This window comes from Ruegeria sp. BHSC029 (assembly GCF_059613085.1).
The window spans coordinates 413,142-435,936 of the sequence record NZ_JBXWRU010000001.1; the positions used below are offsets into that span (position 1 = coordinate 413,142).

Annotated in this window: 25 protein-coding genes; 12 read left to right on the forward strand and 13 right to left on the reverse strand. The window is 60.9% G+C overall.

The window, feature by feature from the left end; translation table 11 throughout:
* Positions 1–33 precede the first annotated feature (33 nt).
* Positions 34–2,892 (forward strand): excinuclease ABC subunit UvrA, encoded by a 2,859-nt coding sequence (gene uvrA, locus AC2FML_RS01950; protein ID WP_496781754.1) that lies wholly within the window; start codon positions 34–36, stop codon positions 2,890–2,892.
* Between the two features lie 12 nt (positions 2,893–2,904).
* Here uvrA and AC2FML_RS01955 read toward each other — a convergent pair whose 3' ends face one another.
* From AC2FML_RS01955 to AC2FML_RS01970, 4 genes are all read right to left on the reverse strand, one after another.
* On the reverse strand, positions 2,905–3,294 hold the full coding sequence (locus AC2FML_RS01955; protein ID WP_170455126.1) for a hypothetical protein: 390 nt from the start codon (positions 3,292–3,294) through the stop codon (positions 2,905–2,907).
* A 102-nt stretch (positions 3,295–3,396) separates the two neighbouring features.
* Entirely contained in the window at positions 3,397–4,269 is an 873-nt protein-coding gene (gene mmsB / locus AC2FML_RS01960; RefSeq protein ID WP_254442061.1) for a 3-hydroxyisobutyrate dehydrogenase, read from the reverse strand.
* A 3-nt stretch (positions 4,270–4,272) separates the two neighbouring features.
* On the reverse strand, positions 4,273–5,307 hold the full coding sequence (locus tag AC2FML_RS01965; RefSeq protein WP_496781757.1) for an enoyl-CoA hydratase/isomerase family protein: 1,035 nt from the start codon (positions 5,305–5,307) through the stop codon (positions 4,273–4,275).
* Between the two features lie 7 nt (positions 5,308–5,314).
* A complete protein-coding gene (locus tag AC2FML_RS01970; RefSeq protein ID WP_496781759.1) occupies positions 5,315–6,457 on the reverse strand; it encodes an acyl-CoA dehydrogenase family protein in 1,143 nt (380 codons plus the stop codon).
* Between the two features lie 174 nt (positions 6,458–6,631).
* On the opposite strand from AC2FML_RS01970, the gene AC2FML_RS01975 reads away from it, so the two are divergent.
* Positions 6,632–7,489, forward strand: a complete 858-nt coding sequence (locus AC2FML_RS01975; RefSeq protein ID WP_496781761.1) for a hypothetical protein — start codon at positions 6,632–6,634, stop codon at positions 7,487–7,489.
* 3 nt (positions 7,490–7,492) lie between these two features.
* On the opposite strand, the gene AC2FML_RS01980 is transcribed toward AC2FML_RS01975, so the two are convergent.
* Positions 7,493–8,608 carry a carboxylate-amine ligase gene (locus AC2FML_RS01980; protein WP_496781763.1) on the reverse strand — a complete coding sequence of 372 codons (1,116 nt, stop codon included), beginning with the start codon at positions 8,606–8,608 and terminating at the stop codon, positions 7,493–7,495.
* Positions 8,609–8,751: 143 nt separating this feature from the next.
* Here AC2FML_RS01980 and AC2FML_RS01985 point away from each other — a divergent pair, with 143 nt between their 5' ends.
* Positions 8,752–9,597 (forward strand): class I SAM-dependent methyltransferase, encoded by an 846-nt coding sequence (locus tag AC2FML_RS01985; RefSeq protein ID WP_496781765.1) that lies wholly within the window; start codon positions 8,752–8,754, stop codon positions 9,595–9,597.
* A 75-nt stretch (positions 9,598–9,672) separates the two neighbouring features.
* Positions 9,673–10,149: a fasciclin domain-containing protein gene (locus tag AC2FML_RS01990; protein WP_170389972.1), complete on the forward strand. Its 477-nt coding sequence runs from the start codon at positions 9,673–9,675 to the stop codon at positions 10,147–10,149.
* A 56-nt stretch (positions 10,150–10,205) separates the two neighbouring features.
* Here AC2FML_RS01990 and AC2FML_RS01995 read toward each other — a convergent pair whose 3' ends face one another.
* Positions 10,206–10,802 (reverse strand): L,D-transpeptidase, encoded by a 597-nt coding sequence (locus AC2FML_RS01995; RefSeq protein WP_437342558.1) that lies wholly within the window; start codon positions 10,800–10,802, stop codon positions 10,206–10,208.
* A gap of 1 nt (position 10,803) precedes the next feature.
* Here AC2FML_RS01995 and AC2FML_RS02000 point away from each other — a divergent pair, with 1 nt between their 5' ends.
* Complete coding sequence (locus AC2FML_RS02000; RefSeq protein ID WP_170356934.1) at positions 10,804–11,007, forward strand: hypothetical protein; 204 nt, start codon at positions 10,804–10,806, stop codon at positions 11,005–11,007.
* A gap of 16 nt (positions 11,008–11,023) precedes the next feature.
* Here the strand turns inward: AC2FML_RS02000 and AC2FML_RS02005 are convergent, their stop codons facing one another.
* Positions 11,024–12,523 carry a CoA-acylating methylmalonate-semialdehyde dehydrogenase gene (locus AC2FML_RS02005; RefSeq protein WP_260065965.1) on the reverse strand — a complete coding sequence of 500 codons (1,500 nt, stop codon included), beginning with the start codon at positions 12,521–12,523 and terminating at the stop codon, positions 11,024–11,026.
* 101 nt (positions 12,524–12,624) lie between these two features.
* Here AC2FML_RS02005 and AC2FML_RS02010 point away from each other — a divergent pair, with 101 nt between their 5' ends.
* The 3 genes from AC2FML_RS02010 (at position 12,625) to coaD (ending at position 14,603) form a co-directional block, all read left to right on the forward strand.
* Entirely contained in the window at positions 12,625–13,527 is a 903-nt protein-coding gene (locus AC2FML_RS02010; RefSeq protein ID WP_170419025.1) for a LysR family transcriptional regulator, read from the forward strand.
* Positions 13,528–13,588: 61 nt separating this feature from the next.
* Entirely contained in the window at positions 13,589–14,026 is a 438-nt protein-coding gene (locus AC2FML_RS02015; RefSeq protein WP_093961953.1) for a CBS domain-containing protein, read from the forward strand.
* Between the two features lie 85 nt (positions 14,027–14,111).
* Positions 14,112–14,603 (forward strand): pantetheine-phosphate adenylyltransferase, encoded by a 492-nt coding sequence (gene coaD / locus AC2FML_RS02020; RefSeq protein WP_093961954.1) that lies wholly within the window; start codon positions 14,112–14,114, stop codon positions 14,601–14,603.
* Here the strand turns inward: coaD and gap (AC2FML_RS02025) are convergent.
* From gap (AC2FML_RS02025) to gap (AC2FML_RS02035), 3 genes are all read right to left on the reverse strand, one after another.
* Positions 14,595–15,599, reverse strand: coding sequence for a type I glyceraldehyde-3-phosphate dehydrogenase (gap, locus tag AC2FML_RS02025; protein WP_170357677.1), 1,005 nt, complete (start codon positions 15,597–15,599; stop codon positions 14,595–14,597). The genes coaD and gap (AC2FML_RS02025) overlap by 9 nt on opposite strands.
* Positions 15,600–15,691: 92 nt before the next feature.
* A complete protein-coding gene (locus tag AC2FML_RS02030; protein ID WP_170338780.1) occupies positions 15,692–15,835 on the reverse strand; it encodes a hypothetical protein in 144 nt (47 codons plus the stop codon).
* Positions 15,836–15,906: 71 nt separating this feature from the next.
* Positions 15,907–16,908: a type I glyceraldehyde-3-phosphate dehydrogenase gene (gene gap, locus AC2FML_RS02035; RefSeq protein ID WP_170339356.1), complete on the reverse strand. Its 1,002-nt coding sequence runs from the start codon at positions 16,906–16,908 to the stop codon at positions 15,907–15,909.
* 182 nt (positions 16,909–17,090) lie between these two features.
* Here gap (AC2FML_RS02035) and AC2FML_RS02040 point away from each other — a divergent pair, with 182 nt between their 5' ends.
* Entirely contained in the window at positions 17,091–18,062 is a 972-nt protein-coding gene (locus tag AC2FML_RS02040; RefSeq protein ID WP_093961957.1) for a DUF808 domain-containing protein, read from the forward strand.
* Positions 18,063–18,119: 57 nt separating this feature from the next.
* Here AC2FML_RS02040 and tkt read toward each other — a convergent pair whose 3' ends face one another.
* Positions 18,120–20,141 (reverse strand): transketolase, encoded by a 2,022-nt coding sequence (gene tkt, locus AC2FML_RS02045; protein WP_496781768.1) that lies wholly within the window; start codon positions 20,139–20,141, stop codon positions 18,120–18,122.
* A gap of 235 nt (positions 20,142–20,376) precedes the next feature.
* Here tkt and AC2FML_RS02050 point away from each other — a divergent pair, with 235 nt between their 5' ends.
* From AC2FML_RS02050 to AC2FML_RS02060, 3 genes are read left to right on the forward strand one after another with little or no spacing between them, the layout of a single operon-like run.
* The gene (locus AC2FML_RS02050; RefSeq protein WP_496781770.1) at positions 20,377–21,063 is read left to right on the forward strand and encodes a hypothetical protein; all 687 of its coding nucleotides are present in this window, start codon (positions 20,377–20,379) and stop codon (positions 21,061–21,063) included.
* A complete protein-coding gene (locus AC2FML_RS02055) occupies positions 21,063–21,458 on the forward strand; it encodes a cell division protein ZapA (protein WP_170339348.1) in 396 nt (131 codons plus the stop codon). The genes AC2FML_RS02050 and AC2FML_RS02055 overlap by 1 nt, the downstream gene beginning before the upstream one ends.
* Positions 21,455–21,802 carry an MliC family protein gene (locus AC2FML_RS02060; RefSeq protein ID WP_170371133.1) on the forward strand — a complete coding sequence of 116 codons (348 nt, stop codon included), beginning with the start codon at positions 21,455–21,457 and terminating at the stop codon, positions 21,800–21,802. The genes AC2FML_RS02055 and AC2FML_RS02060 overlap by 4 nt, the downstream gene beginning before the upstream one ends.
* A gap of 8 nt (positions 21,803–21,810) precedes the next feature.
* Here AC2FML_RS02060 and grxD read toward each other — a convergent pair whose 3' ends face one another.
* Together grxD and AC2FML_RS02070 are read right to left on the reverse strand one after the other, a co-directional pair.
* Complete coding sequence (grxD, locus tag AC2FML_RS02065; RefSeq protein WP_170338767.1) at positions 21,811–22,173, reverse strand: Grx4 family monothiol glutaredoxin; 363 nt, start codon at positions 22,171–22,173, stop codon at positions 21,811–21,813.
* 382 nt (positions 22,174–22,555) lie between these two features.
* Entirely contained in the window at positions 22,556–22,792 is a 237-nt protein-coding gene (locus AC2FML_RS02070; protein ID WP_093961963.1) for a BolA/IbaG family iron-sulfur metabolism protein, read from the reverse strand.
* Positions 22,793–22,795: the final 3 nt, after the last annotated feature.

Here is a 22,795-nt window from a genome sequence, read left to right on the forward strand (position 1 = left end):
TATCTCTAGGACACTTGTGTGTTGGGGGCCTGAATGGCTGAGCTGAAGAATATCGAGGTGCGCGGCGCGCGCGAGCACAACCTGAAAAACATTGACGTGGACATTCCGCGCGATCAGCTGGTTGTCATCACGGGTCTGTCCGGGTCAGGAAAGTCGTCGCTGGCATTCGATACGATCTATGCCGAGGGTCAGCGCCGCTATGTCGAAAGCCTTTCGGCCTATGCGCGCCAGTTTCTGGACATGATGGAAAAGCCCGATGTGGATCACATTAGCGGCCTGTCCCCGGCGATCTCGATCGAGCAGAAGACCACGTCGAAAAACCCACGCTCGACCGTGGGAACGGTGACCGAGATCTATGACTATCTGCGCCTGCTGTTCGCGCGCGCAGGCACGCCCTACAGCCCTGCCACCGGTTTGCCGATCGAAGCCCAGCAGGTTCAGGACATGGTCGATCGGATCATGGCGATGGAGGAGGGCACCCGAGGCTATCTGCTGGCGCCCATCGTTCGCGACCGCAAGGGTGAGTACAAGAAAGAGTTTCTGGAACTGCGCAAGCAGGGGTTCCAGCGCGTCAAGGTCGATGGCCAGTTCTACGAACTGGACGAGCCGCCGACGCTGGACAAGAAGTTCCGCCATGACATCGACGTGGTTGTTGACCGGATCGTCGTGCGCGAGGGGATGGAGACCCGCCTGGCCGACAGCCTGCGCACCGCGCTGGACCTGGCCGATGGCATCGCGATACTGGAGACCGCCCCGCGCGAGGGAGAGCCCGAGCGCATCACGTTTTCCGAGAACTTTGCCTGTCCGGTCAGTGGGTTCACCATCCCCGAGATCGAACCGCGCCTGTTTTCCTTCAACGCGCCCTTTGGGGCTTGCCCGGATTGCGACGGGCTGGGGGTCGAGCTGTTTTTCGATGAACGGCTTGTGGTGCCCGATCAGACCTTGAAACTGTATGACGGCGCACTGGCCCCATGGCGCAAGGGCAAGTCGCCCTATTTCCTGCAAACGATCGAGGCGATTGCGCGCCACTACGAGTTCGACAAGAACACGCCGTGGAAGGACCTTCCGGCGCATGTGCAGCAGGTGTTTCTGCATGGCTCGGGCGATGATGAAATCCAGTTCCGCTATGACGAAGGCGGACGGGTCTATCAGGTGACCCGCAGCTTTGAAGGCGTTATCCCGAACATGGAGCGCCGCTATCGCGAAACCGACAGCGCGTGGATCCGCGAGGAATTCGAACGGTATCAGAACAACCGTCCCTGCCACACTTGCGAGGGCTATCGCCTGCGCCCCGAGGCGTTGGCCGTCAAGATTGCAGGGCTGCATGTCGGTCAGGTGGTCGAAATGTCGATCAAAGAAGCTCTGGCCTGGGTCGAGGACGCGCCGAACCATCTGAGCGCCCAGAAAAACGAGATTGCCCGCGCGATTCTGAAAGAGATCCGTGAGCGGTTGGGGTTTCTGAATAACGTTGGTTTGGAATACCTTACGCTGTCTCGTTCAAGTGGTACCCTGTCAGGCGGCGAAAGCCAGCGCATCCGGCTGGCCAGCCAGATCGGCTCGGGCTTGACCGGGGTGCTTTACGTGCTGGACGAACCCTCGATCGGGTTGCATCAGCGTGACAATGACCGCCTTTTGGGCACGCTGAAGAACCTGCGCGATCAGGGCAACACCGTGATCGTCGTCGAGCACGACGAGGAGGCCATCCGCGAAGCCGATTATGTGTTCGACATCGGCCCCGGTGCCGGCGTGCATGGCGGGCAGGTGGTCAGCCACGGCACGCCCGAGCAGATCGCGGCCGATGCGGCCTCGATTACAGGGCAGTATCTGTCGGGGGGTCGGGAAATTCCGGTGCCCGCCGAGCGGCGCAAGGGGAACAAGAAAAAGGTAACGGTTGTAAAGGCTTCGGGCAACAACCTCAAAGACGTGACGGCCGAGTTTCCGCTGGGCAAGTTCGTCTGCGTGACCGGGGTGTCGGGCGGCGGCAAGTCGACCCTGACGATCGAGACGCTGTTCAAGACCGCCTCGATGCGTCTGAATGGTGCGCGTCAGACGCCTGCGCCCTGCGAAACGATCAAGGGGCTGGAACATCTGGACAAGGTGATCGACATCGACCAGCGGCCCATCGGGCGCACGCCACGGTCGAACCCGGCCACATATACCGGCGCCTTCACCCCGATCCGCGACTGGTTCGCCGGTCTGCCCGAGGCGAAGGCGCGGGGCTACAAGCCCGGGCGGTTCAGTTTCAACGTCAAGGGCGGGCGCTGCGAGGCCTGTCAGGGCGACGGAGTCATCAAGATCGAGATGCATTTCCTGCCCGACGTCTATGTCACCTGCGAGACCTGCAAGGGCGCGCGTTACAACCGCGAGACGCTCGAGATCAAGTTCAAGGGCAAGTCCATCGCCGACGTGCTGGATATGACGGTCGAAGACGCGCAGGAGTTCTTCAAGGCCGTACCCTCGATCCGCGACAAGATGGATGCGCTGGCACGCGTGGGGCTGGGCTACATCAAGGTCGGCCAGCAGGCCACGACCCTGTCGGGCGGCGAGGCGCAGCGAGTCAAGCTTTCGAAAGAGCTGGCAAAACGTTCGACGGGCCGGACCCTGTACATTCTGGACGAGCCCACAACCGGCCTGCATTTCGAAGATGTGCGCAAGCTGTTGGAAGTGCTGCATGAACTGGTCGATCAGGGCAATACTGTCGTCGTGATCGAACACAATCTGGACGTGGTGAAAACCGCCGACTGGATCATCGACATCGGCCCTGAGGGTGGCGATGGCGGCGGCGAGATCGTTGCCGTGGGCGCCCCGGAAGAGGTCGCCGAATGCGAGCGCAGCCACACCGGGCGATACCTCAAGCCGATGCTGAACCCCGAGCGCGTGGCGGCCGAATAGGGCGCCTGCGCGTCAGTACAGAATATCCGCCACCGCGCCGATAAGGTTCAGCACTTTGCGCGTATCGGGGTCGATTCTGTAGACGTAGTCGCCCGCGCGAACGTAGTTGCCGCCACGTTTCAGGCCATAGCGGTACGGATCGTCGATCCAGACATAGTCGCGATCAATCCGGTCTCCGACTTTGTACCAGTTCTTGGCCTGACCGGGCGGGACGCAGGGCACGGCCTTCTTGGCCAACCCGGGCGGGCAATTGGCAACGGATTTTGCGCCCTTCTGCGGGGCCACACGTTCGACCGAGAACGTGTCCTTGGTCTTTCCTTTGCCTTTGCCGTTGTCAGCCAGTGTCGCGACCGGGGTCAGTGACAGGCCGGCAAGCAGTGCAATATGCATAAGTGTCTTCATGGGCGGTTCCCCTCGGTTTGTCGCGCCGTCATGCCGCGTTTCCCGATATTTTGGAATGACCGCCCGAAGTGCAAGTCCTGGGCGGCGAAATGCCGCCCAAGCTCAGCTGCGGCCGCGCTTTTCGAACCGGGGCAGCATGGCCGAGAAATCCATTCCCTTGCCGTCTTCGGCTTCGACGAACTGTTCGTAAAGCGCAGTGGCGATCTGGCCCATCGGCGTGTCGGCGTCGGCGCTTTCGGCGGCCTGCTGGCTGAGCCGCAGGTCCTTGAGCATCAGCTCGGCAGCGAAACCGGGCTTGTAGCCGTTGTCCGCAGGTGACTGCGGCCCGACACCGGGGGCGGGGCAATAGGCGTTCATGCTCCAGCTGTAGCCCGACGAGGTGCTGACCACGTCGAACATCTTCTGCCGGTCCAGACCCAGCTTGTCGGCCAAGGCAAAGGCCTCGCAAGTGGCGATCATGGTGACACCCAGGATCATGTTGTTGCAGATCTTGGCGGCCTGACCGGCGCCCGCCGCGCCGCAATGCACCGCCTTCTGGCCCATGATGTCGAACAGCGGGGCCGCCTTGGCAAAGGCCGTGTCCGAGCCGCCGGCCATGAAGGTCAGCGTGCCCGCGGCCGCGCCACCGATTCCGCCCGAAACCGGCGCGTCCACGGCCAGAAGCCCGGACTGTTCGGCTTGCTCCGCTACGGCGCGGGTGCTGTCCACATCGACGGTCGAACAGTCGATGAACACCGCGCCTTTCTCCATGTGCGGAATGATCTGATCGGCCACCGCGCGCAGAATGTCGCCATTGGGCAGCATGGTGATGACCGCCTCGGCGCCGCGGACCGCATCAGTGGCCGTTTCGGCCTTGGTCACGCCCTCGACCGACACGCCCGCGGTGTCGAACCCGGTCACGTCGTGACCGGCCTTGGCCAGATTGGCCGCCATCGGCGCGCCCATGTTGCCCAGGCCAATGAATCCGATCTTCATGTTTCACTCCTCCTCGAATGTCAGCGTGTCCGCGCCCAGCGGCATCAGCATCCGTGATACCGCCGTGGCCGGCACGTTCATGTCCGCAAACTGCCATTTCGGGTTGCGGTCCTTGTCGATGATCTGCGCCCGGATGCCCTCGAGAAAATCGCCGTGCTCCATCGATCGGAAGGTAAAGCGGTATTCCAGCTCCAGCGCCTTGCGCATGGTCAGGGCGGGGCCGCACAGGCGGTGCAGCATCTCGATCGTGCAGGCCATGGACAGCGGCGAATTGCGGCCCATCGCCTCAAGCGCTCCGCGGGTGAATTCGGTGTCGCCATTGCGCAGGTCGGTCAGCACGTCGCCCAGGGTTTCCCCACCGAAGAAACGGTCGATGTCGTCCTGCGGCAAGGTGCGGTCCGGGGCAGGGGCGGCGTGTTCGGCCAGCAGGTCGGCTTGGCCCGAGGCCTCGAGCATCTCGATCATATCGGGCCATTGCTCCTGCGGGATGAAGTGGTCGGCGAACCCGGCATAGATCGCGTCGCCCGGACCCATGCGCGCGCCGGTGACGCCCAGATATTCGCCCAGCCGCCCCGGCGCCAGCGCCAGCAGCAGCGACCCACCCACATCCGGCACCAGCCCGATCGAACATTCGGGCATCGCGATCTTCGAGCTTTCGCCGACGATCCGGTGCGTCCCGTGACAGCCGATGCCCACGCCGCCGCCCATGGTAAAGCCCTGCAGGAAGCTGACCACCGGCTTGGGATACTCGAAGATCAACGCGTTCAGGCGGTATTCATCGCGCCAGAACTTCTGCCCATAGACATAGTCGCCCTTGGTGCCCGTTGCGTACAACTCGGCGATGTCTCCGCCCGCGCAAAAGGCCTTTTCGCCCTCGGCATCAAGGATGACCAGATCGACCTCGTCATCCTCGCGCCAGTTACGCAGGGCGGCGTCGATGGCCATGCACATCTCATAGCTCAGCGCATTCACGGCCTTGGGCCGGGTCAGGGTGATCCGGCCGGCGCGGCCCGTGGTGCGGATGTCGATATCGGACATGGAAACCTCAGCGATGGGCGAGCAGTTGGCGGGCGACGATCACGCGCATTATCTCGTTCGTGCCTTCCAGAATTTGATGCACCCGCAGATCGCGCACAAGCTTTTCGATGCCGTAATCGGCCAGATAGCCGTAGCCGCCGTGCAGCTGCAGGCACTGATCGACCACTTTCGATCCGGTCTCGGTCACGAATTTCTTGGCCATCGCGCAGAATTTGGTGGCGTCGGGCGCGCCCTGATCCAGCTTCCATGCGGCCTGTCGCAGGAAGGTGCGGGCCGCTTGCAGTTCAATCTCCATGTCCGCAAGCCGGAACTGCAGGGCCTGGAACTGATCGATTGTCTGACCGAAGGCCTTGCGTTCGGACATGTATTGCAGCGTCATGTCCTGCCCCGCCTGCGCCGCGCCCAGCGAGCATGAGGCGATGTTCAGGCGCCCGCCGTCCAGGCCCATCATCGCGTATTTGAACCCGTCGCCCTCGGTCCCGACAAGGTTCTCGGCCGGGATCTTGCAGTCGTCGAACTGGACCTGCGCGGTGGGCTGGCTTTTCCAGCCCATCTTCTGTTCCAGCGCGCCAAAGCTGAGGCCTGTTGTGCCGTCCTCGACATAGACGGTCGAGATTCCCTTGGGCCCGTCGCCGCCTGTGCGCACCATGCAGACATAGGCGTCGGAATAGCCGCCGCCCGAGATGAAGGCCTTGGTGCCGTTCAGCGTATAGCCCTCGTTGGTGCGCTCGGCCCGCGTCTTGAGCGCGGCCGCGTCCGAGCCCGAGCCCGGTTCGGTCAGACAATAGCTGAGCACCGTGTTCAGGCTGAGAACGTCGGGCATGATACGCGATTTCAATTCGTCGCTGGCAAAGCTGTCCAGCATCTTGGCGCACATGTTGTGGATCGACAAAAAGGCCGCGACCGAGGGGCAGGCCATCGACAGCGCCTCGAACACCAGCGTGGCGTCCAGACGGGTCAAGCCCGAGCCGCCGCTTTCCTCGGACACATACAGCCCGCCGAAGCCCAGCTCGCCGACCTTGGGCCACAGATCCTTGGGGATGGTGCCCTCGGCCTCCCACTGGCGGGCGAAAGGTGCGATCTGTTCTTGCCCGAACGCGTAGGCCATATCGAAAATGGCCGTCTGTTCCTCGGTCAGCGCGAAATCCATGGCCGGTCTCCCCCTTGTGGCGACGTGAATTGAACGACTGTTTATTTATTGCGCAATCCTTACAGAAATTTTTCACGCGGAGCAAACCCCGTGATGCACATGCGCCGGATTTGGGCGATTGCCAAAAGGCGGTTATGCTGAGCCATTCGTTTTATTGATTGATCGGAGTTGTGGATGTCGAATTACAAGATGGCCGTGGTTGCGATACACGGAATGGGCAGCCAGTCGGTCGGACCGAACCAGCCGTCCTCGGTGCCGACGTTTTCGAGCGACTTGCACGATCGGGTGGGGCGGCAGTTGGGGCAGGACATGAGCAAAGTTGCCTGGCACGAGGTGATCTGGGCGCAAATCCTGCAGGGCCGGCAGATGGACTATCTGAACAGCATAAGCCCCTATACGGGCTATGACCGAACGCGCCGTTTCGTTGTGTGTAACCTGTCTGACGCGGCATCCTATCGCCCGACCCCCGACGGCAGCGACAAAACCTATGCCGCGATCCATGAACGAGTTGCGCAGGTGATACGCATCGTCCGGTTTCAGATCGGCGAGCGCGCGCCCATCCTGATCGTCGCTCATTCCTTGGGTGGGCACATTATGTCGAACTACATCTATGACCTTCAGCGCCATCTGCGCCACGGTGGATTGCCGCAGCATGGCGTTCCGGTGGATGACATGCAGACAGTAGTCGGGATGGTCACGTTTGGCTGCAACATCCCGATCTTTCTGTTCGCCTATCCCGAACAGGACATCACGCCGATCCAACGCCCCAACCAGGAATTGCCACTGACCCTGCAATTCCATAACTGGTGGCAGAACTATTATGACAAGCACGACGTTCTTGGCTTTCCCCTTGGACCGATCGCGCCCAGCTATGGGCAGCTTGTCGGGACGGGTGAGATCACCGATCAGGCTATTCGGGTCGGGAATATCTTCACCGGATGGAATCCGTTTTCGCACAATGGGTATTGGAAAGCCCGCAGCCTGTACGAGCCCGTGGCCGACCGGATCAGGCAGATCCTGAATGCGGTATGAGAGTCACAGATCAGCGTGGAATTCGTCAATCAGGTGTCGGACCACGGCCTGGCCTGGATCGTCGCCATTGGCCAGCGCTTCGGCGTGAACGCGACGCTGCCGCGTGGCCGAGGTGCCGCTCTCGGCAATCTGACGCAAACGGGCCAACTCGGCCATGGTGCCCAATGCTTCGGCATCTTCGGCCAGCATGCCCATCAACTCGCCCATCAGGTCGGGCATCGGTTTGATCGAGCGGTCTCCGAAGTCGATCAGACCTTCGCCCACGCCGTAGCGCTGCGCGCGCCAACGGTTTTCGCCGATCAGGAACCGATCATATTGCCGCCATCGCAGGTTGCGGTCTTTCAGACGGCAGAGCATTCGGGTCAGTGCCTGCACCATGGCCGCCAGCGACAGCGCATGTTCCATGCGAGGCTGCGCATCCATGATCCGCGTCTCGAGCGTCGGATAGCTGTGCGACGGTCGAAGGTCCCACCAGATCTTCGAGGTATCCTCGATTACGCCCAATTCGACCAGGACACCGGTGGTGCGCTCGTATTCGGACCAGCTGCCAAAAACAGGGGGCAGGCCGGTGCGGGGCAGGTTGTCGAACACCGTCAGGCGATACGAGGACAGCCCGGTATCCTGTCCGTTCCAGAAGGGTGATGAGGTTGAAAGCGCCAGGAGGTGGGGCAGAAAATAACACAGTTGCGGCAGGATATCGGCGCGCTGCGCGGGATCGTCCACGCCGACATGCACATGCATCCCGCAGATCAGCATGCGCCGGGCGACACCCCCCAGCGCGTGTTGCAGGTTGTCATACCGCTCTTTTCGCGTGTGGTGCTGGTCTTTCCAATCCGCAAACGGGTGGCAGGATACAGCGATGGGCGACAGGTTGTGCTCGGCGGCGCGCTTGGCGACACAGGACCGCAGCCGCCTGAGGTCCTCACGTGCGGACTTGACCGTCGTGTGCGGGCGGGTTCCAACCTCGATCTGGCATTGCAGGAATTCCGGGCTGACCTGACCCTCAAAATCCGCCTGGCAGGCCTGCATCAATGCCTCGGGCGCCTGCGCCAGTTGCAAGCTGTCGCGATCGACAAGCAGGTATTCCTCTTCGATGCCGATCGTGAAATCCTGCTGCATGTGCGGGCCTCCCGTTCCCTTTTGGGATCAGTGAATACGGAATCTGCTCTTTTGCCAAGGCTTTGGCGCCATCGACCTTGCGCTGACCCGTGCGCCAACGGTAAGCACCGCAGAAGCCAAACAGATAATCGGAGCCGTGTGTCGTGAAACCAAGGAAATACCCGAAGCTCAATGCATTCTTGGACAGGTTCGGCACACGGTTGATCGACAAGGCCCCCGAGCGGGATGAGCGGGCACGGCTTGAAGCATTCGAGCGGGCAGGCGGCCTGACGCGACCGGCCTATGCCCTGTCACCCGGGATGGAAAGGTTCGATATTGCCGAACTGGTCTCAGAATATACGGTCCATGCCGAAGCACTGGCTGCTTTGAAGGATCCTGAGCGGAACCAGACCGGCTACCGGATCGGCAACGGGTACTACGACAGTCCGGACGCCGACGCTCTGTACTTGATGATCCGACGGTTCAAGCCGAAACGCGTCGTCGAGGTCGGATGTGGAAACTCCACCCGAGTGACCCGGCAAGCTGTTCTAGACGGCGGCTTGGAAACGCGGATCACGGCGATCGACCCGTATCCGCGCGCAGACATCGCGCATGTTGTTGATCAATTCGAACAGAAACGACTGGAAGAGGTCGACGCATCCGTGTTCGATCAGCTCGAGGCCGGAGACGTTCTGTTCATCGACTCGAGCCATGTCGTGCGCATGAGCAATGACGTAGCGCATCTGTTCTGCCGCATCATTCCGAACCTGAAACCGGGCGTCGTGATCCATGTCCACGATGTTTTTTTGCCCTATGAATACCCCAAGCGGTTTTTCTATGACTGCCCGGGTTGGGGCGAGCAGTACATGCTGCACGCTTTGCTGCAATCTGGTTCTTTTTCAATGCTTTGGCCCGGTTTTTACCTTCAGCAGGCGCGCCCCGATGCCGTCGAAGCGTTGCCTTTTCTGACTGAAGGCCGCGCGCAGAGTATTTGGGTTCAGAAGCGGTAAAGCAGATTTTTTCGTGATCCGCTTTTTGAAAGCGCGCGTACCCCTTTCCATATCACGCTGGAGAGGAGACTAAACATGTTCCGTCGTACATTCATGGGTGCCGCAGCCGCCGTCGCACTCGCACTGCCGATGAAAGCCCAAGCCGCAGACATCGTGGACACCGCAGTTTCGGCCGGGTCGTTCAACACGCTGGTTGCCGCTGTTCAGGCCGCCGGTCTGGTGGACACGCTGAAGGGCAAAGGCCCCTTCACGGTGTTCGCGCCCACCGATGAAGCGTTCGCCGCTCTGCCCGAGGGCACTGTCGAGACGCTGCTGATGCCCGAAAACAAGGATCAGTTGGTCGCCATCCTGACCTATCACGTTGTGCCGGCTAAAGTGATGTCGGGTGACATCGCTGGTAAGCGGGCCAAGGTTCTGACCGTTCAGGGCGAACGTCTGAGCGTCAATGCCAAGAACGGCGTCAAGGTCGACGGAGCGAATGTCGTTCAGGCCGACATCAAGGCAAGCAACGGCGTCATCCACGTCGTCGACACTGTTCTGATCCCCGAGTAATCAAGACACTCGCCACAAAATCAAAGCCCCGGTCGATCGGCCGGGGCTTTGTCGTTTCAAAGCAGTCTGACTTTTGTTCCGATTTGGACCAGAGGATACAGTTCCTCGACATGCTGGTTGTACAACCCGATACACCCGGATGAACTTTGGCGTCCGATCTTTCGGGTGTCATGTGTGCCATGCACCAGGTAAGCCGGCCAGGACAGGTACATTGCGCGGGTTCCAAGTGGGTTGCCTGGATCTCCACCTTCCATGCGGACCGGCAGGTTGGGATCGCGCTCGCGCATCGATGCGGTCGGCGTCCAGCTGGGGTTTTCCGCTTTGCGCACGACTTCGGTGTAGCCGCGTTTGGTCAGCTCTTCGCTCATGGGAACCGAGCTGGGGTACAGCTTGTAGGTACCGTCAGGACCCCAGTAATGCACCGCCCGGCTGGTGATGTCTGCCAGCAAGCAGCCCACGCCCAGTTCATCGAAGTGATCCTGCCAGTCCTGCTTGGAAAAGGACGATACGTTGCGGCGAACGGGAAGCTGAGTGCTGATCGCCTCCTCGCTTTGAGGGAAGGCGTCCTGGCTCTGCGCCCGCAACAAGGTCGGCGACGCCAATACGGATGCTACCCCCAAAAGGGCCGAGCGGCGGGAAATTCTGGTTGTCACGATGGCCTCCTGGCGACTGACTGCTCGAATTTTCGGCCAATTTATGCCGGGCAGAGAGGTGAAGCCAGAGGTCGGTGCTGAAATTCTCGTGAACGCAGTCCGGCTTGCGCAGTTTTTTGCCAAGCAGAAGCTGCACAAGGTGACGGTTGGCGGACTGGGTTTGCCTGCGGGCAAAAAGGCCGCCCCAATTTTGGGCGGCCTTTGATCTTTAAGTCAGGGTGTTAGTCCATCGCTTTGAAGTTGAACTCGCCACCTTCCTTGATGCCCGATGGCCAGCGCGACGTCACGGTCTTGGTGCGAGTGTAGAACTTGAAGCTGTCGGGGCCGTGCTGGTTCAGGTCTCCGAACATGGATTTCTTCCAGCCGCCGAAGGTGTGATAGGCCAGCGGTACCGGGATCGGGACGTTGATACCAACCATGCCGATATTGACCCGGCTGGCGAAATCACGGGCGGTGTCGCCGTCGCGGGTGAAGATCGCGGTGCCGTTGCCGTATTCATGGTCCATCGCCAGCTTAAGCGCCTCTTCGTAGGATCCGGCGCGGACGGTGGACAGAACGGGGCCGAAGATCTCCTGCTTGTAGATGTCCATGTCGGGGGTGACATGGTCGAACAGGTGGGGGCCGACAAAGAAACCGTCTTCATAGCCCTGCAGTTTGAAATCGCGGTTGTCGACCACCAGCTTCGCGCCCTGTTCCACGCCCGAGTTAATCAGGCCCAAGATGCGTTCCTTGGCGGCGGCGGTCACGACTGGCCCCATGTCGACGTCGTCGCCGGCGGTATAGGGACCGACTTTAAGCTTCTCGATGCGCGGCACCAGCTTCTCGATCAGCGCGTCAGCGGTTTCCTCGCCCACCGGAACGGCCACCGAAACGGCCATGCAGCGTTCACCGGCGGCGCCGAAACCGGCGCCCACCAGTGCGTCGGCGGCCTGATCCAGATCGGCGTCGGGCATGACGATCATGTGGTTCTTGGCCCCGCCAAAACACTGGGCGCGTTTGCCGTTCGCCGTGGCGCGCGAATAGATGTACTGCGCGATGGGGGTCGAGCCGACGAAGGACACACCCTGAATGATCTCGCTGTCCAGCAGGGTGTCCACGGCTTCCTTGTCGCCGTTGACGACTTGGAACACACCTTTGGGCAGACCGGCTTCAACGAACAGTTCGGCCAGCATCAGCGGTACCGATGGGTCACGTTCCGAGGGCTTCAGCAACACCGCGTTGCCGCAGGCCAGTGCAGGGCCGACATGCCACAAGGGCATCATGGCCGGGAAGTTGAACGGCATGATGGCGGCGACAACGCCCAGCGGCTGGCGCATGGAATACATGTCGATGCCGGGGCCGGCGCTGTCGGTGAATTCACCCTTCAGCATCTGCGGGGCGCCGATGCAGTATTCGATCACCTCGAGCCCGCGCTGCAGGTCGCCTTTGGCGTCGGGCAGGGTCTTGCCGTGCTCGCGGCTCAGCGCTTCGGCCAGCTTTTCCATGTCGCGATGCATCAGGTGGACCATCTGCATCATCACGCGGGCGCGCTTTTGCGGGTTGGTCGCGCCCCATGCGGGCTGGGCTGCAGCGGCGTGTTCGATTGCTGCCGTCGTCTCGGCAGCGCTGGCCATCGGGCATTTGTACTGAACCTCGCCCGTGGCGGGGTTGTAGACGTCGTCAAATCGACCGGATGTCCCGGGCGTGTATTCGCCGTTGATGAAATGGGTCAGGTCTTGCATCGCAAACTCCTCCGCTGAATTTGCGCGCAGCATAGGCTTGCATAAATCTCATGAACAGAGGCAATATCCCAAAAGAGTTTTGCAAAAATGCAGGGGTGGGGATGGATCCGAACTGGGATGACATGCGCGTATTCCTGGCGGTTGCGCGCGAGGAAAGCCTGTCTTCGGCCGGGCGGTTATTAAAGATCGACCCGGCGACAGTGGGGCGGCGGGTTTCCCGGTTGGAAGCAGCACTGAAAGCGCCGCTTTTCACGAAGTCACCGCAGGGCTACGTACTGACCTCCGCCGGAGAGCGACTGTTCGAGCACGCTCAAGGCGCTGAGGAGGCGATGCGCGCAGCGGCTGGCGCGATGGAAGGCGCGACCAAGTCGCTGAGTGGTCAAATCCGGATCGGTGCTCCGGACGGAAGCGCCAACTATCTGCTGCCACAAGTCTGCGCCAAAATCAGCGACTCGAATCCCGACCTGGACATACAGATCCTGGCCTTGCCGCGGATCATCAACCTGTCGCGCCGCGAGGCGGATATGGCCATCACCGTCAGCGCCCCGACGGCCGGCAAGCTGCTGGTGCAAAAGATCAGCGACTACAAGCTGCATATGGTGGCAACAGCCGGCTATCTTTCGCGGCATGGACCCATTCGCTCGGTCGGTGAGCTGAAGGGTCACCGCATGATCGGTTATATCCCGGACATGATCTTCGACCGCGAGCTCGATTATCTCAACGATCTGGGTATTGATCGTGTCCCACTTGCATCGAACTCGGTCTCGGTGCAGTTGCGGCAAGCCTCGCTGGGTACCGGGGTGTGTATCGCGCATGACTTCACGTTGCCATTCCATCCTCAGCTGAAAAAAATTCTGACGGATCAAGTCAGTCTGACGCGCAGCTTTCACCTGGTTCGCCATCAGGGTGATCAACGCAACGAACGGTTGAACCGATTTGCAGAAGCGCTCAGCCGGGGAATTCGCGACGAAGTTGCGCGGCTGGAAGCCGAAGCCCAAGCTTGACAGGGTGATCTAATCGGGCAACGCTTTGGAAAACGGGAAAATTATTTCGGAGGTATTGCCCATGCTTGTACAGGCCATTCTGAAGTCCAAGTCGACGGACGGGGTTGTGACGGTGGCGCCTTCGATGACCGTGTCCGACGCGGCAAAGATTCTGGCCGATAAGCGCATTGGTACGGTGATCGTATCGGAGGACGATGGCGAAACCGCAGCCGGCATCCTCTCGGAACGCGATATCGTGCGGGAATTGGCCGCCAGTGGCAGCGGGTGCCTGACACAGCCGGTCAGCGCCTACATGACTAAGAAACTGGTGACCGCCACCCAACAGGACAAGGTACAGGACGTTCTCGCTCGCATGACCGAAGGTCGGTTCCGCCACATGCCGATTGTCGAAGATGGCAAACTGATTGGGATCGTCACTCTGGGCGACGTCGTAAAAGCGCAATTGTCCGAACTGGCCATGGAAAAAGATGCCCTGCAGGGCATGATCATGGGGCACTAGCCCCATCTGACGACATTGCGGCCTCTTGCAGCTGCGGAAAACTTGTGTTTGCTTGCGCAGAAATTTTATTGCTCAGGAGGGCGCGATGCGGGTTGGATTATATCCGGGAACCTTTGACCCCATCACCATGGGTCATATAGATATCATCCGCCGGGCAGCCATGCTGGTCGACAAGCTGGTGATTGGCGTCGCGATCAACCGCGACAAGGGTCCGTTGTTCTCGCTCGAAGAGCGGGTGGCCATGATTGAGGCGGAATGCGCCTACCTGACCGAACAGACCGGCACTGAAATTGTTGCGCATCCGTTCGAAAACCTGCTGATAGACTGCGCTCGGGACGTAGGGGCGCAGATCATCGTACGCGGCCTGCGTGCTGTTGCCGATTTCGAATATGAATTTCAGATGGTTGGGATGAACCGGGCGCTCGACGATTCGATCGAGACCGTGTTCCTGATGGCCGAAGCTCGACACCAGGCGATCGCCTCGAAGCTGGTCAAGGAAATCGCCCGGCTGGGTGGGGACGTGTCGAAATTCGTCACGCCCCAGGTCAATATCGCGCTGAAAGAGCGGTTAGGCTAGGGCGCCCATCGCGGCAGCGGTGTCCAGCATCCGGTTCGAGAAACCCCACTCATTGTCGTACCAGGCCAGAACGCGAACCAGCGTGCCGTCGGTCACTTTGGTTTCGGCCAGCGACACGGTCGAGCTGTGGGAATCGTGGTTGAAATCGATCGAGATCAACGGGCGGGTTTCCGCGGCCAGAACGGTCGGGATCTTGGCCGCTGCCTCGGTGAACAGGGCGTTGACCTCGTCTTCGGTGGTGGGGCGCGATACCTCGACCACCAGATCGACGACCGAGACGTTGGGGGTGGGAACCCGGATCGCTTGACCGGTCAGCTTGCCCTGCAGTTGCGGCAGAACCAGCCCCACAGCCGAGGCGGCGCCAGTGGTGGTCGGGATCATCGACAGGGCAGCCGCGCGCGACAAGTACGGGTCCTTGCCGGCGGTGTCATGCACCGGCTGGCTGGCGGTATAGGCGTGCACCGTGGTCATGTTGCCGTGCACGATACCCAGGCCAGCATCCAGCGCGGCAGCGACCGGCGACAGGCAGTTGGTGGTGCAGGATGCGTTGGAAACCACCGTGTCGGCGGCGGTCAGTTCGTGGTCGTTCACGCCGAACACCACGGTTTTAACCTCGCCATCCCCGCGCGCCGGCGCCGAGATCAGAACCTTTTTCGCGCCGTTCTTGAAATGGCGAGATGCAGCTTCGCGCGTGCGGAACACGCCGGTGCATTCCAGAACCACGTCGACGTCCGACCAATCAAGCGCCTCGGGGTCGCGCTCGCTGGTCAACCGGATCGGGCCGGCGCCTACGTCCAGCCCGGCCTCGGTCAGGGTGACCGGCTTGGTGTAGCGGCCATGCACGCTGTCGAACTCAAACAGATGCGCATTCATTTCCGGCTTGGCGAGGTCGTTGATCGCGACGATCTGCACATCCGTACGACCGCTTTCCATCAGGCCGCGCAGGACACCGCGCCCGATCCGTCCAAATCCGTTGATTGCAAGTTTGAGTGTCATGTCGCGCTCCGTCTGAATGGCCGCTAAGCCGCGATTGAAATCAGTTAGCGCTAACAAAGGCAGTCAGGCGAAAATGTCAAGCAAAACCTCTGTCAGCGCCAGAACGCGACCCAGTCGAGAAAGTCGTAGAACTTCTTGCCGAGGAACAGGAGGTGCTCGGTTCCAAACAGCGCGAAATCCAGCATCAGACCACCAAGGATGAGGACTCCCAGCCAGATCGCGATTTGGTTTGTCATTGCTGCTCCGAACAAAAAAGCCCGCCCAGATAACCTGAGCGGGCGACGCGGTTCAAGCGGTCTTGATGAGATCAGTTAAGCCGTCCCATGGCGACGGCCACATCGGCCATGCGTACTGAGAAGCCCCATTCGTTGTCGTACCACGCCAGCACGCGAACCATACGGCCGTCCACGACGCGGGTCTGGTCGGGCGCGAAAATCGAGCTTTCCTCGGTGTGGTTGAAATCGGTCGACACCAGGGGGGCGGGTTCATAGCCCAGGACGCGCTGCATCGGCCCCTTGGCGGCCTCGGCGACGATGGCGTTGACTTCGTCGACGGTCACTTCGCGCGCGGCGCGGAAGGTCAGGTCGACGGCGGACACGTTCGGCGTGGGCACGCGAATGGCCGAACCGTCCAGGCGCCCCTTGAGGTTCGGCAGAACCTCGCCCAGCGCCTTGGCGGCACCGGTGCTGGTGGGGATCATCGACATGGCGGCGGCGCGGGCGCGGTACAGGTCGCTGTGGCGGCGGTCCAGCGTGGGCTGGTCGCCGGTATAGGCGTGGATCGTGGTCATGATGCCGTTTTCGATGCCGATGCCTTCGTCCAGAACCTTGGCAAGCGGGGCAAGGCAATTCGTGGTGCACGAGCCATTCGACACCATCCTGTCGTTGGCGGTCAGGCTGTTGTGGTTGACGCCGAACACGATCGTTTTGTCCACGTTCTTGCCCGGAGCCGACAGCAGAACCTTTTGAGCGCCACGTTCAAGGTGTGTTTTCGCCTTCAGCCCGTCGTTGAACTTGCCGGTGCATTCCAGAACGACGTCACAGCCTTCCCAGTCCAGCTCGTTCATGTCGTAGGTCGAGAACATCTGCATCGGCCCGCGACCCAGGTCCATCGTGTTGCCGCTGATCGAGACATCGCGTGGAAAGCGGCCGTGGATGCTGTCGTATTTCAGCAGATGCGCCGAGGTTTCAAGCGGTCCCGTGGCGTTGACCTTGATCACTTCGATATCGTTGCGGCCTGACGCGGCGATGTGCGACAGGGTACAGCGGCCGATGCGGCCAAAACCATTGATGCCGACCTTGATGGTCATGTGACGTCTCCAAATCCGCTTGTGTTCCGGGCGATATAGCGATGATCGGTCCATCTAAAAAGATGGAAAATACCATATTTGCAATGTGTTAGCGCAAACTTGGTGTGGTTGCGCTAACGCTTGCGCTAGCTGTCGGATCGGTTAGGGTCCAAAGTGCGACGGATGAACGGAAAGGATGCGGCATGAGCGGTTTGCTGGCCCTGTTGGACGATGTGGCGGGAATCGCCAAAGTGGCGGCGGCCTCGGTCGACGATGTGGCGGCGGCGGCCGGCAAGGCGGGGGCCAAGACAGCGGGCGTGATCATCGACGACGCGGCCGTCACGCCGAAATACGTCCAAGGGTTTGCTCCAGCGCGCGAGTTGCCGATCATCTGGCGCATCGCGCGCGGGTCGATGTTCAACAAGGTCATTCTGCTGCTGCCTGTGGCGCTGTTGCTGGCGAACTTCGCGCCGTGGCTGATAACGCCCTTGCTGATGATCGGCGGCTCATACCTGTGTTTCGAGGGCGCCGAGAAGATTTTTCACGTGCTGTTCCCGCATGGCAGCCACGTGATCGAAGAGGACATGAACGTCCGTGATCCGGGTCATCTGGAGGAGCAGAAGATCAAAGGGGCGATCAAGACCGATTTCATCCTGTCGGCCGAGATCATGACCATCGCTCTTTCTGCCATCGAGGCGCCGAATGTCTGGATGCAGGCGGCGACGCTGGCGGTTGTGGGGATCGGTGTCACGGTTGCCGTCTATGGCTCGGTCGCGTTGATCGTAAAAATGGACGATGTCGGTCTTTATCTGGCAAAGAACGCGCCGACACCGATTGGCCGCGGGCTGGGTCGCGGGCTGGTCAAGGCGATGCCAAAGGTCATGAAGACCCTGTCAGTCGTGGGCACGGCGGCGATGCTGTGGGTCGGCGGCTCGATCATGATCCATGGCCTCGAGGTGCTGGGCTTTGGCTGGCTCGGCCACCACATCCACGATTGGGCTTATGCGGCCGGTCATGCCGTGTCCGATCAATGGGCCGGCGCGGTGGAGTGGATCAGCAAGGCTGCGATGGACGGCGTGTTCGGGCTGGCCTGGGGGTTCGTCCTGATCCCGTTGGCGACCAAGGTCATCGCGCCGCTGTGGCCCAAAAAGGCAGAGCAGACAGCGGACCATTGAGGTCCAAAAGAAAAGGGCGGCACGATGGCCGCCCTTTGATTGCTCAGATCGGCTGGATCAGCCCAGCAATTCCTTGACCTTGGCAACCGTCGCCTCGGCGGTGATGCCGAAATGCTTGTACAGTTCGCCTGCGGGAGCGGACGCGCCAAAGCCCGACATGCCGATGAAACCGGCCTTGGCCTCGCGGCCACGCTCGCCCAGCAGCCAGCGGTCCCAGCCGCCGGCACGGACGGCGGCCTCAATGCCGACGCGGACGGGGCCGGCGGGCAGGACCTTCTTGCGATAGGCTTCGTCCTGCTCGGCGAACAGCTCCATGCAGGGCATCGAAACGACGCGGGTGCCGATCCCTTCGGCCTCGAGCATCGCTTTGGCTTCCATGGCCAGCGACACCTCGGACCCGGTGGCGATCAGGATCGCCTGACGCTTGCCCTCGGCCTCGGCCAGAACATAGGCGCCCTGGGCGGTCAGGTTCTTGGCCTTGTGCTGGGTGCGCACGGTCGGCACGCCCTGGCGGGTCAGCGACAGAACCGAAGGGCTGTCCTTGAAGGTCAGCGCCAGTTCCCAGGCCTCGGCGGTCTCGACGGTGTCGGCGGGGCGGAACACATAGGTGTTCGGCGTCGCGCGCGAGATCGCCAGATGCTCGACCGGTTGGTGCGTCGGGCCGTCTTCGCCCAAACCGATCGAGTCATGGGTCATCACGAAAACGCTGGGGATCTTCATCAGAGCGGCCAGACGCATCGACGGACGCGCATAGTCGGTGAAGGCCATGAAGGTGCCGCCATAGGGGCGGATGCCGCCATGCAGCGCCATGCCGTTCATCGCCGCGGCCATGCCGTGTTCACGGATGCCGTAGTGGATATAGCGGCCCTTGCGGTTTTCCGGCAAGAACACGCCCATATCGGCTGATTTGGTGTTGTTCGACCCGGTCAGGTCCGCCGATCCGCCGACCGTCTCGGTCATGATCGGGTTCACGACGTTCAGCACCTTTTCCGACGAGGCGCGGGTGGCCAGCTTGGGTTGATCCTCGGAAACCTGCTTTTTGAAGGCACGGATGGCGCCAGCCAGCTTCTTCGGCGCCTCGAACGCGTAGGCGCGGTTGAACTCGGCCTGCTTGCGCTCGGACAGTTGGGCAAAACGTTCTTCCCACGCCTTCCGTTCCATTGCGCCACGCGCGCCGATTGCTTCCCACGCGGATTTCACCTCGGTCGGAATTTCGAACGGTCCGTGCGGCCAGCCATATGCATCCTTGGCGGCCTGCAGCTGTTCGGCATCCGTCAATGCGCCGTGACCTTTCGAGGTATCCTGCGCGGCATGCCCCAGCGCGATGTGGCTTTCGCAGGCGATCATGGTCGGTTTCTTCGACGCTTTTGCCTGCACAATCGCCGCATCGATGGCCTTGGGGTCGTGGCCGTCAATCTCGATCACATGCCAGCCCGAAGCGGCGAACCGGCGCACCTGATCAGTACGGTCGGCAATGTCCACGGTGCCGTCGATGGTGATGTTGTTGTTGTCCCAGAACACGATCAGCTTGCTGAGCTCGTGCCGACCGGCCAGGGTGATGGCCTCCTGGCTGACACCTTCCATCAGGCAGCCGTCACCGGCGATCACATAGGTGTAGTGGTCGACAACCTTTTTGCCGTAATGGGCCCGCTGGATTTCTTCGGCCATCGCAAAACCGACGGCGTTGGCAATTCCTTGCCCAAGAGGACCGGTGGTGGTTTCAACACCATCAATCATGAAGTTTTCCGGGTGGCCGGCGGTCTTCGCGCCCAGTTGGCGGAAGTTCTTGATCTCGTCCAGAGTAACTGCGCTGTAGCCCGTCAGGTAGAGCAGGGAATAGATCAGCATCGAGCCATGGCCGGCCGACAGGATGAACCGGTCGCGGTCGGGCCAGTTTGGGGCCGAGGCGTCGAATTTCAGGTGTTTTTCAAACAACACGGTCGCGACGTCGGCCATGCCCATCGGCATTCCGGAATGGCCGGAATTGGCGGCGGCGACAGCATCAAGGGTCAGGGTGCGAATGGCCGCAGCCTTCGCCCAGTGTTCAGGGTTGGCATTGCGCAGCGCAGTCAGGTCCACGGGTGTTGTTCCTTTGGATTACGGCAGATTGCGGGCTGAATACCATCCACCCCCCAAAGTGCAAGCGGAACCCGGCGCGGCGCATTGCCATCGCTTCAAGAGTGTTGCTCAAGCCTTTGAAAGCAAAGAGTGGGTATTTTGGCGAACATTCCGTTAGACTAAGTACCGGTACGAGCCGTATTGATTCGGCCATCGGAAAAACAGAACGAACCTTGGTAAAGAGGTGACAGGGGCAATGAGCCAGATCGAAGACTTACAGCGACGCATCATGGCCGCGATGGATCGGATTGGCACCGGGATCGAGGCGTTGCAATCGGCGGGTCCGGTCTCGGGCAGCGAAGATGGACAATTGCGCGCCGCTCTGGACGAGGAAAAGCTGGCTAATGCGCAATTGGAAGAGCGCCTGAAGTCTCTGAGGGAGCGGCATGATCAGGAAATCGACGCATTGCGCGCCCAGTTGGGCGAGTCCAATGCGAAATTGGCCACCGTCGAGGCCGCGCGTGCCGAACTGTCCGAAGCCAAGGCTGCGCTGGAAAATCAGGACGAAGTTGCAGCGCTGAAGGCCGAGATCTCCGAATTGCGGCGGCAGCTGGAGGATTCAGAGCGTATCCCCGAATTGAATGCCGAACTGGAAATGCTGCGGGCCGAACGCGCCAGCCACGGCGCAGCCATGTCGCGGCTTGATGACGACCTGCAGCGCTTGCGCAAGGCAAATGATCAATTGCGCGAAGCGGTCGACGAGTTGCGCAAGGCTGCCGAGGGCGGCGTTCCCGATGCCGAGCTTTTGAACAAGGCAACCGTGGCCGAGTTGGAGGCCACCCGGGCCGCCCGCGCCACTGACGCGGCCGAAGCTCATGCGGTTCTGGCGCGGCTTGAGCCTTTGCTGACCCACGCCAACCTGGCCGAAGGAGAGGTAGAGTAATGCCCGAGGTTACAATTCATATTGGCGGGCGCGGATTTGAGGTTTCCTGCCAGGACGGCGAGGAACCGTTTCTGCACGCAGCCGCGAAGATGCTGGACGATGAGGCCCAGGTGATGGCCGACCAGATTGGCCGTATGCCCGAGTCGCGGATGCTGTTGATGGCGGGGCTAATGCTGGCCGACAAGGCGGCGGCCACCGAGGATCGCATCAAGACACTCGAGGCGAAGCTGGCCGAAGTTGAAGGCGAATTGGAGCGTATGCGCAGTGCGCCCGCGCCCGAGCCGGAACGGATCGAAGTGGCCGTTGTTCCGCCGTCGGTTACCGACACACTTGCAGAGATGGCGGCACGCGCCGAGGCGCTGGCCTCGGTGATCGAAGAGAAGAACGCGAGATGACACATTTGCGGAGTTTGTGCCTGGCGGCGTTGGTCGGGGCGGTCTCGGGTCCGGCATTGGCACAGATTGACATCCTATCTGTGACCTTCACCTGCGAAAATGGCGTTGAGCTGCCCGTGACATACTTCAACCCCTCCGACGGTGAAGGGGCTGCGGCGATGATCGTCGATGGTCAGTTGATTGCGTTGCGCCAAGTCCAGAGCGGCTCGGGTATCCGTTACGAGTCGGTGAACGGGCAGGGGACGTATACCCTAAGGTCGAAAGGCTGGAACGCGATGGTCAGTTTCGCGGCGGCCGGAGCCACCGACGAAACCGATATTTTGAAAGACTGTGTCAGCCGCTGAGCGGCTGATCAGGCGTTTGCCTCGCGGATTTTGTCGGCGGCTTCCTTGTTGTAGGCGACACCGTTTTCATCGAACAGCGTGTCCAACTCTCCTGACAGGGTCATTTCCGTGATGATATCACAACCACCCACAAATTCGCCTTTGACGTAGAGTTGAGGCACAGTCGGCCAGTCCGAATAGTCCTTGATGCCTTGACGGATTTCCTCGTCCGCCAGAACGTTCACGTCGGTGTATTCGACACCCATATAGTTCAGAACACCGGCCACCCGAGATGAAAATCCGCACTGCGGCATTTCTTTGGTGCCCTTCATGTACAGCACCACATCGTTGCTTTTGACGGTTTCGTCGATCTGGGTCTTAACGTCGGTCATTTCGCGTTTCCTTGTTTACGTTCGTCCGTCTATCGGGCGGTCATTTCGATCGGCGGCTGCGCCACCAGTTTCTTGGTTCAGTACGCTGGTTCATCGCATGAACCGCGTCGATTACATTGACTTTTGTCACACCGTCGGCTTCCCACGGTCTGCGTTTCAAAGCGTTTGGGTCGGGGCGCATATCCGACAATCATCTTGTTCTGTTCCGTTTCAGATAGGCTTCGAGCAGAGCCTCGGCAACTACCAGCCCGCCGACACATATTCCGATCCAGACAACCCAACCGATCATGTCACGTGACCGAATTGTCGGATGCCATCGGAATGCACAAGGCAGCGCGTGCCATCACCAGAGTGAGCATGGCACTGGCCGCCGTCAGCCTCATCACTCGGGTACTTTCGTGGTCAACGCCAGCGCGTGCAGCTCGCCATCCGGGCCGTCCATCTTGCCCTTCAGCGCCGCATAGACCGCGCGCTGCTGCTGGACCCTGTTCTTCCCGCGAAAGCTTTCGTCCACGACCATGGCGGACATGTGTACGCCATCGGTGCCGCCGACCTGAATTTCCGCATTCGGAAAGGCTTCGCGCAGCAGATGTTCGATTTCGTGGGCGCTCATTGGCATTTA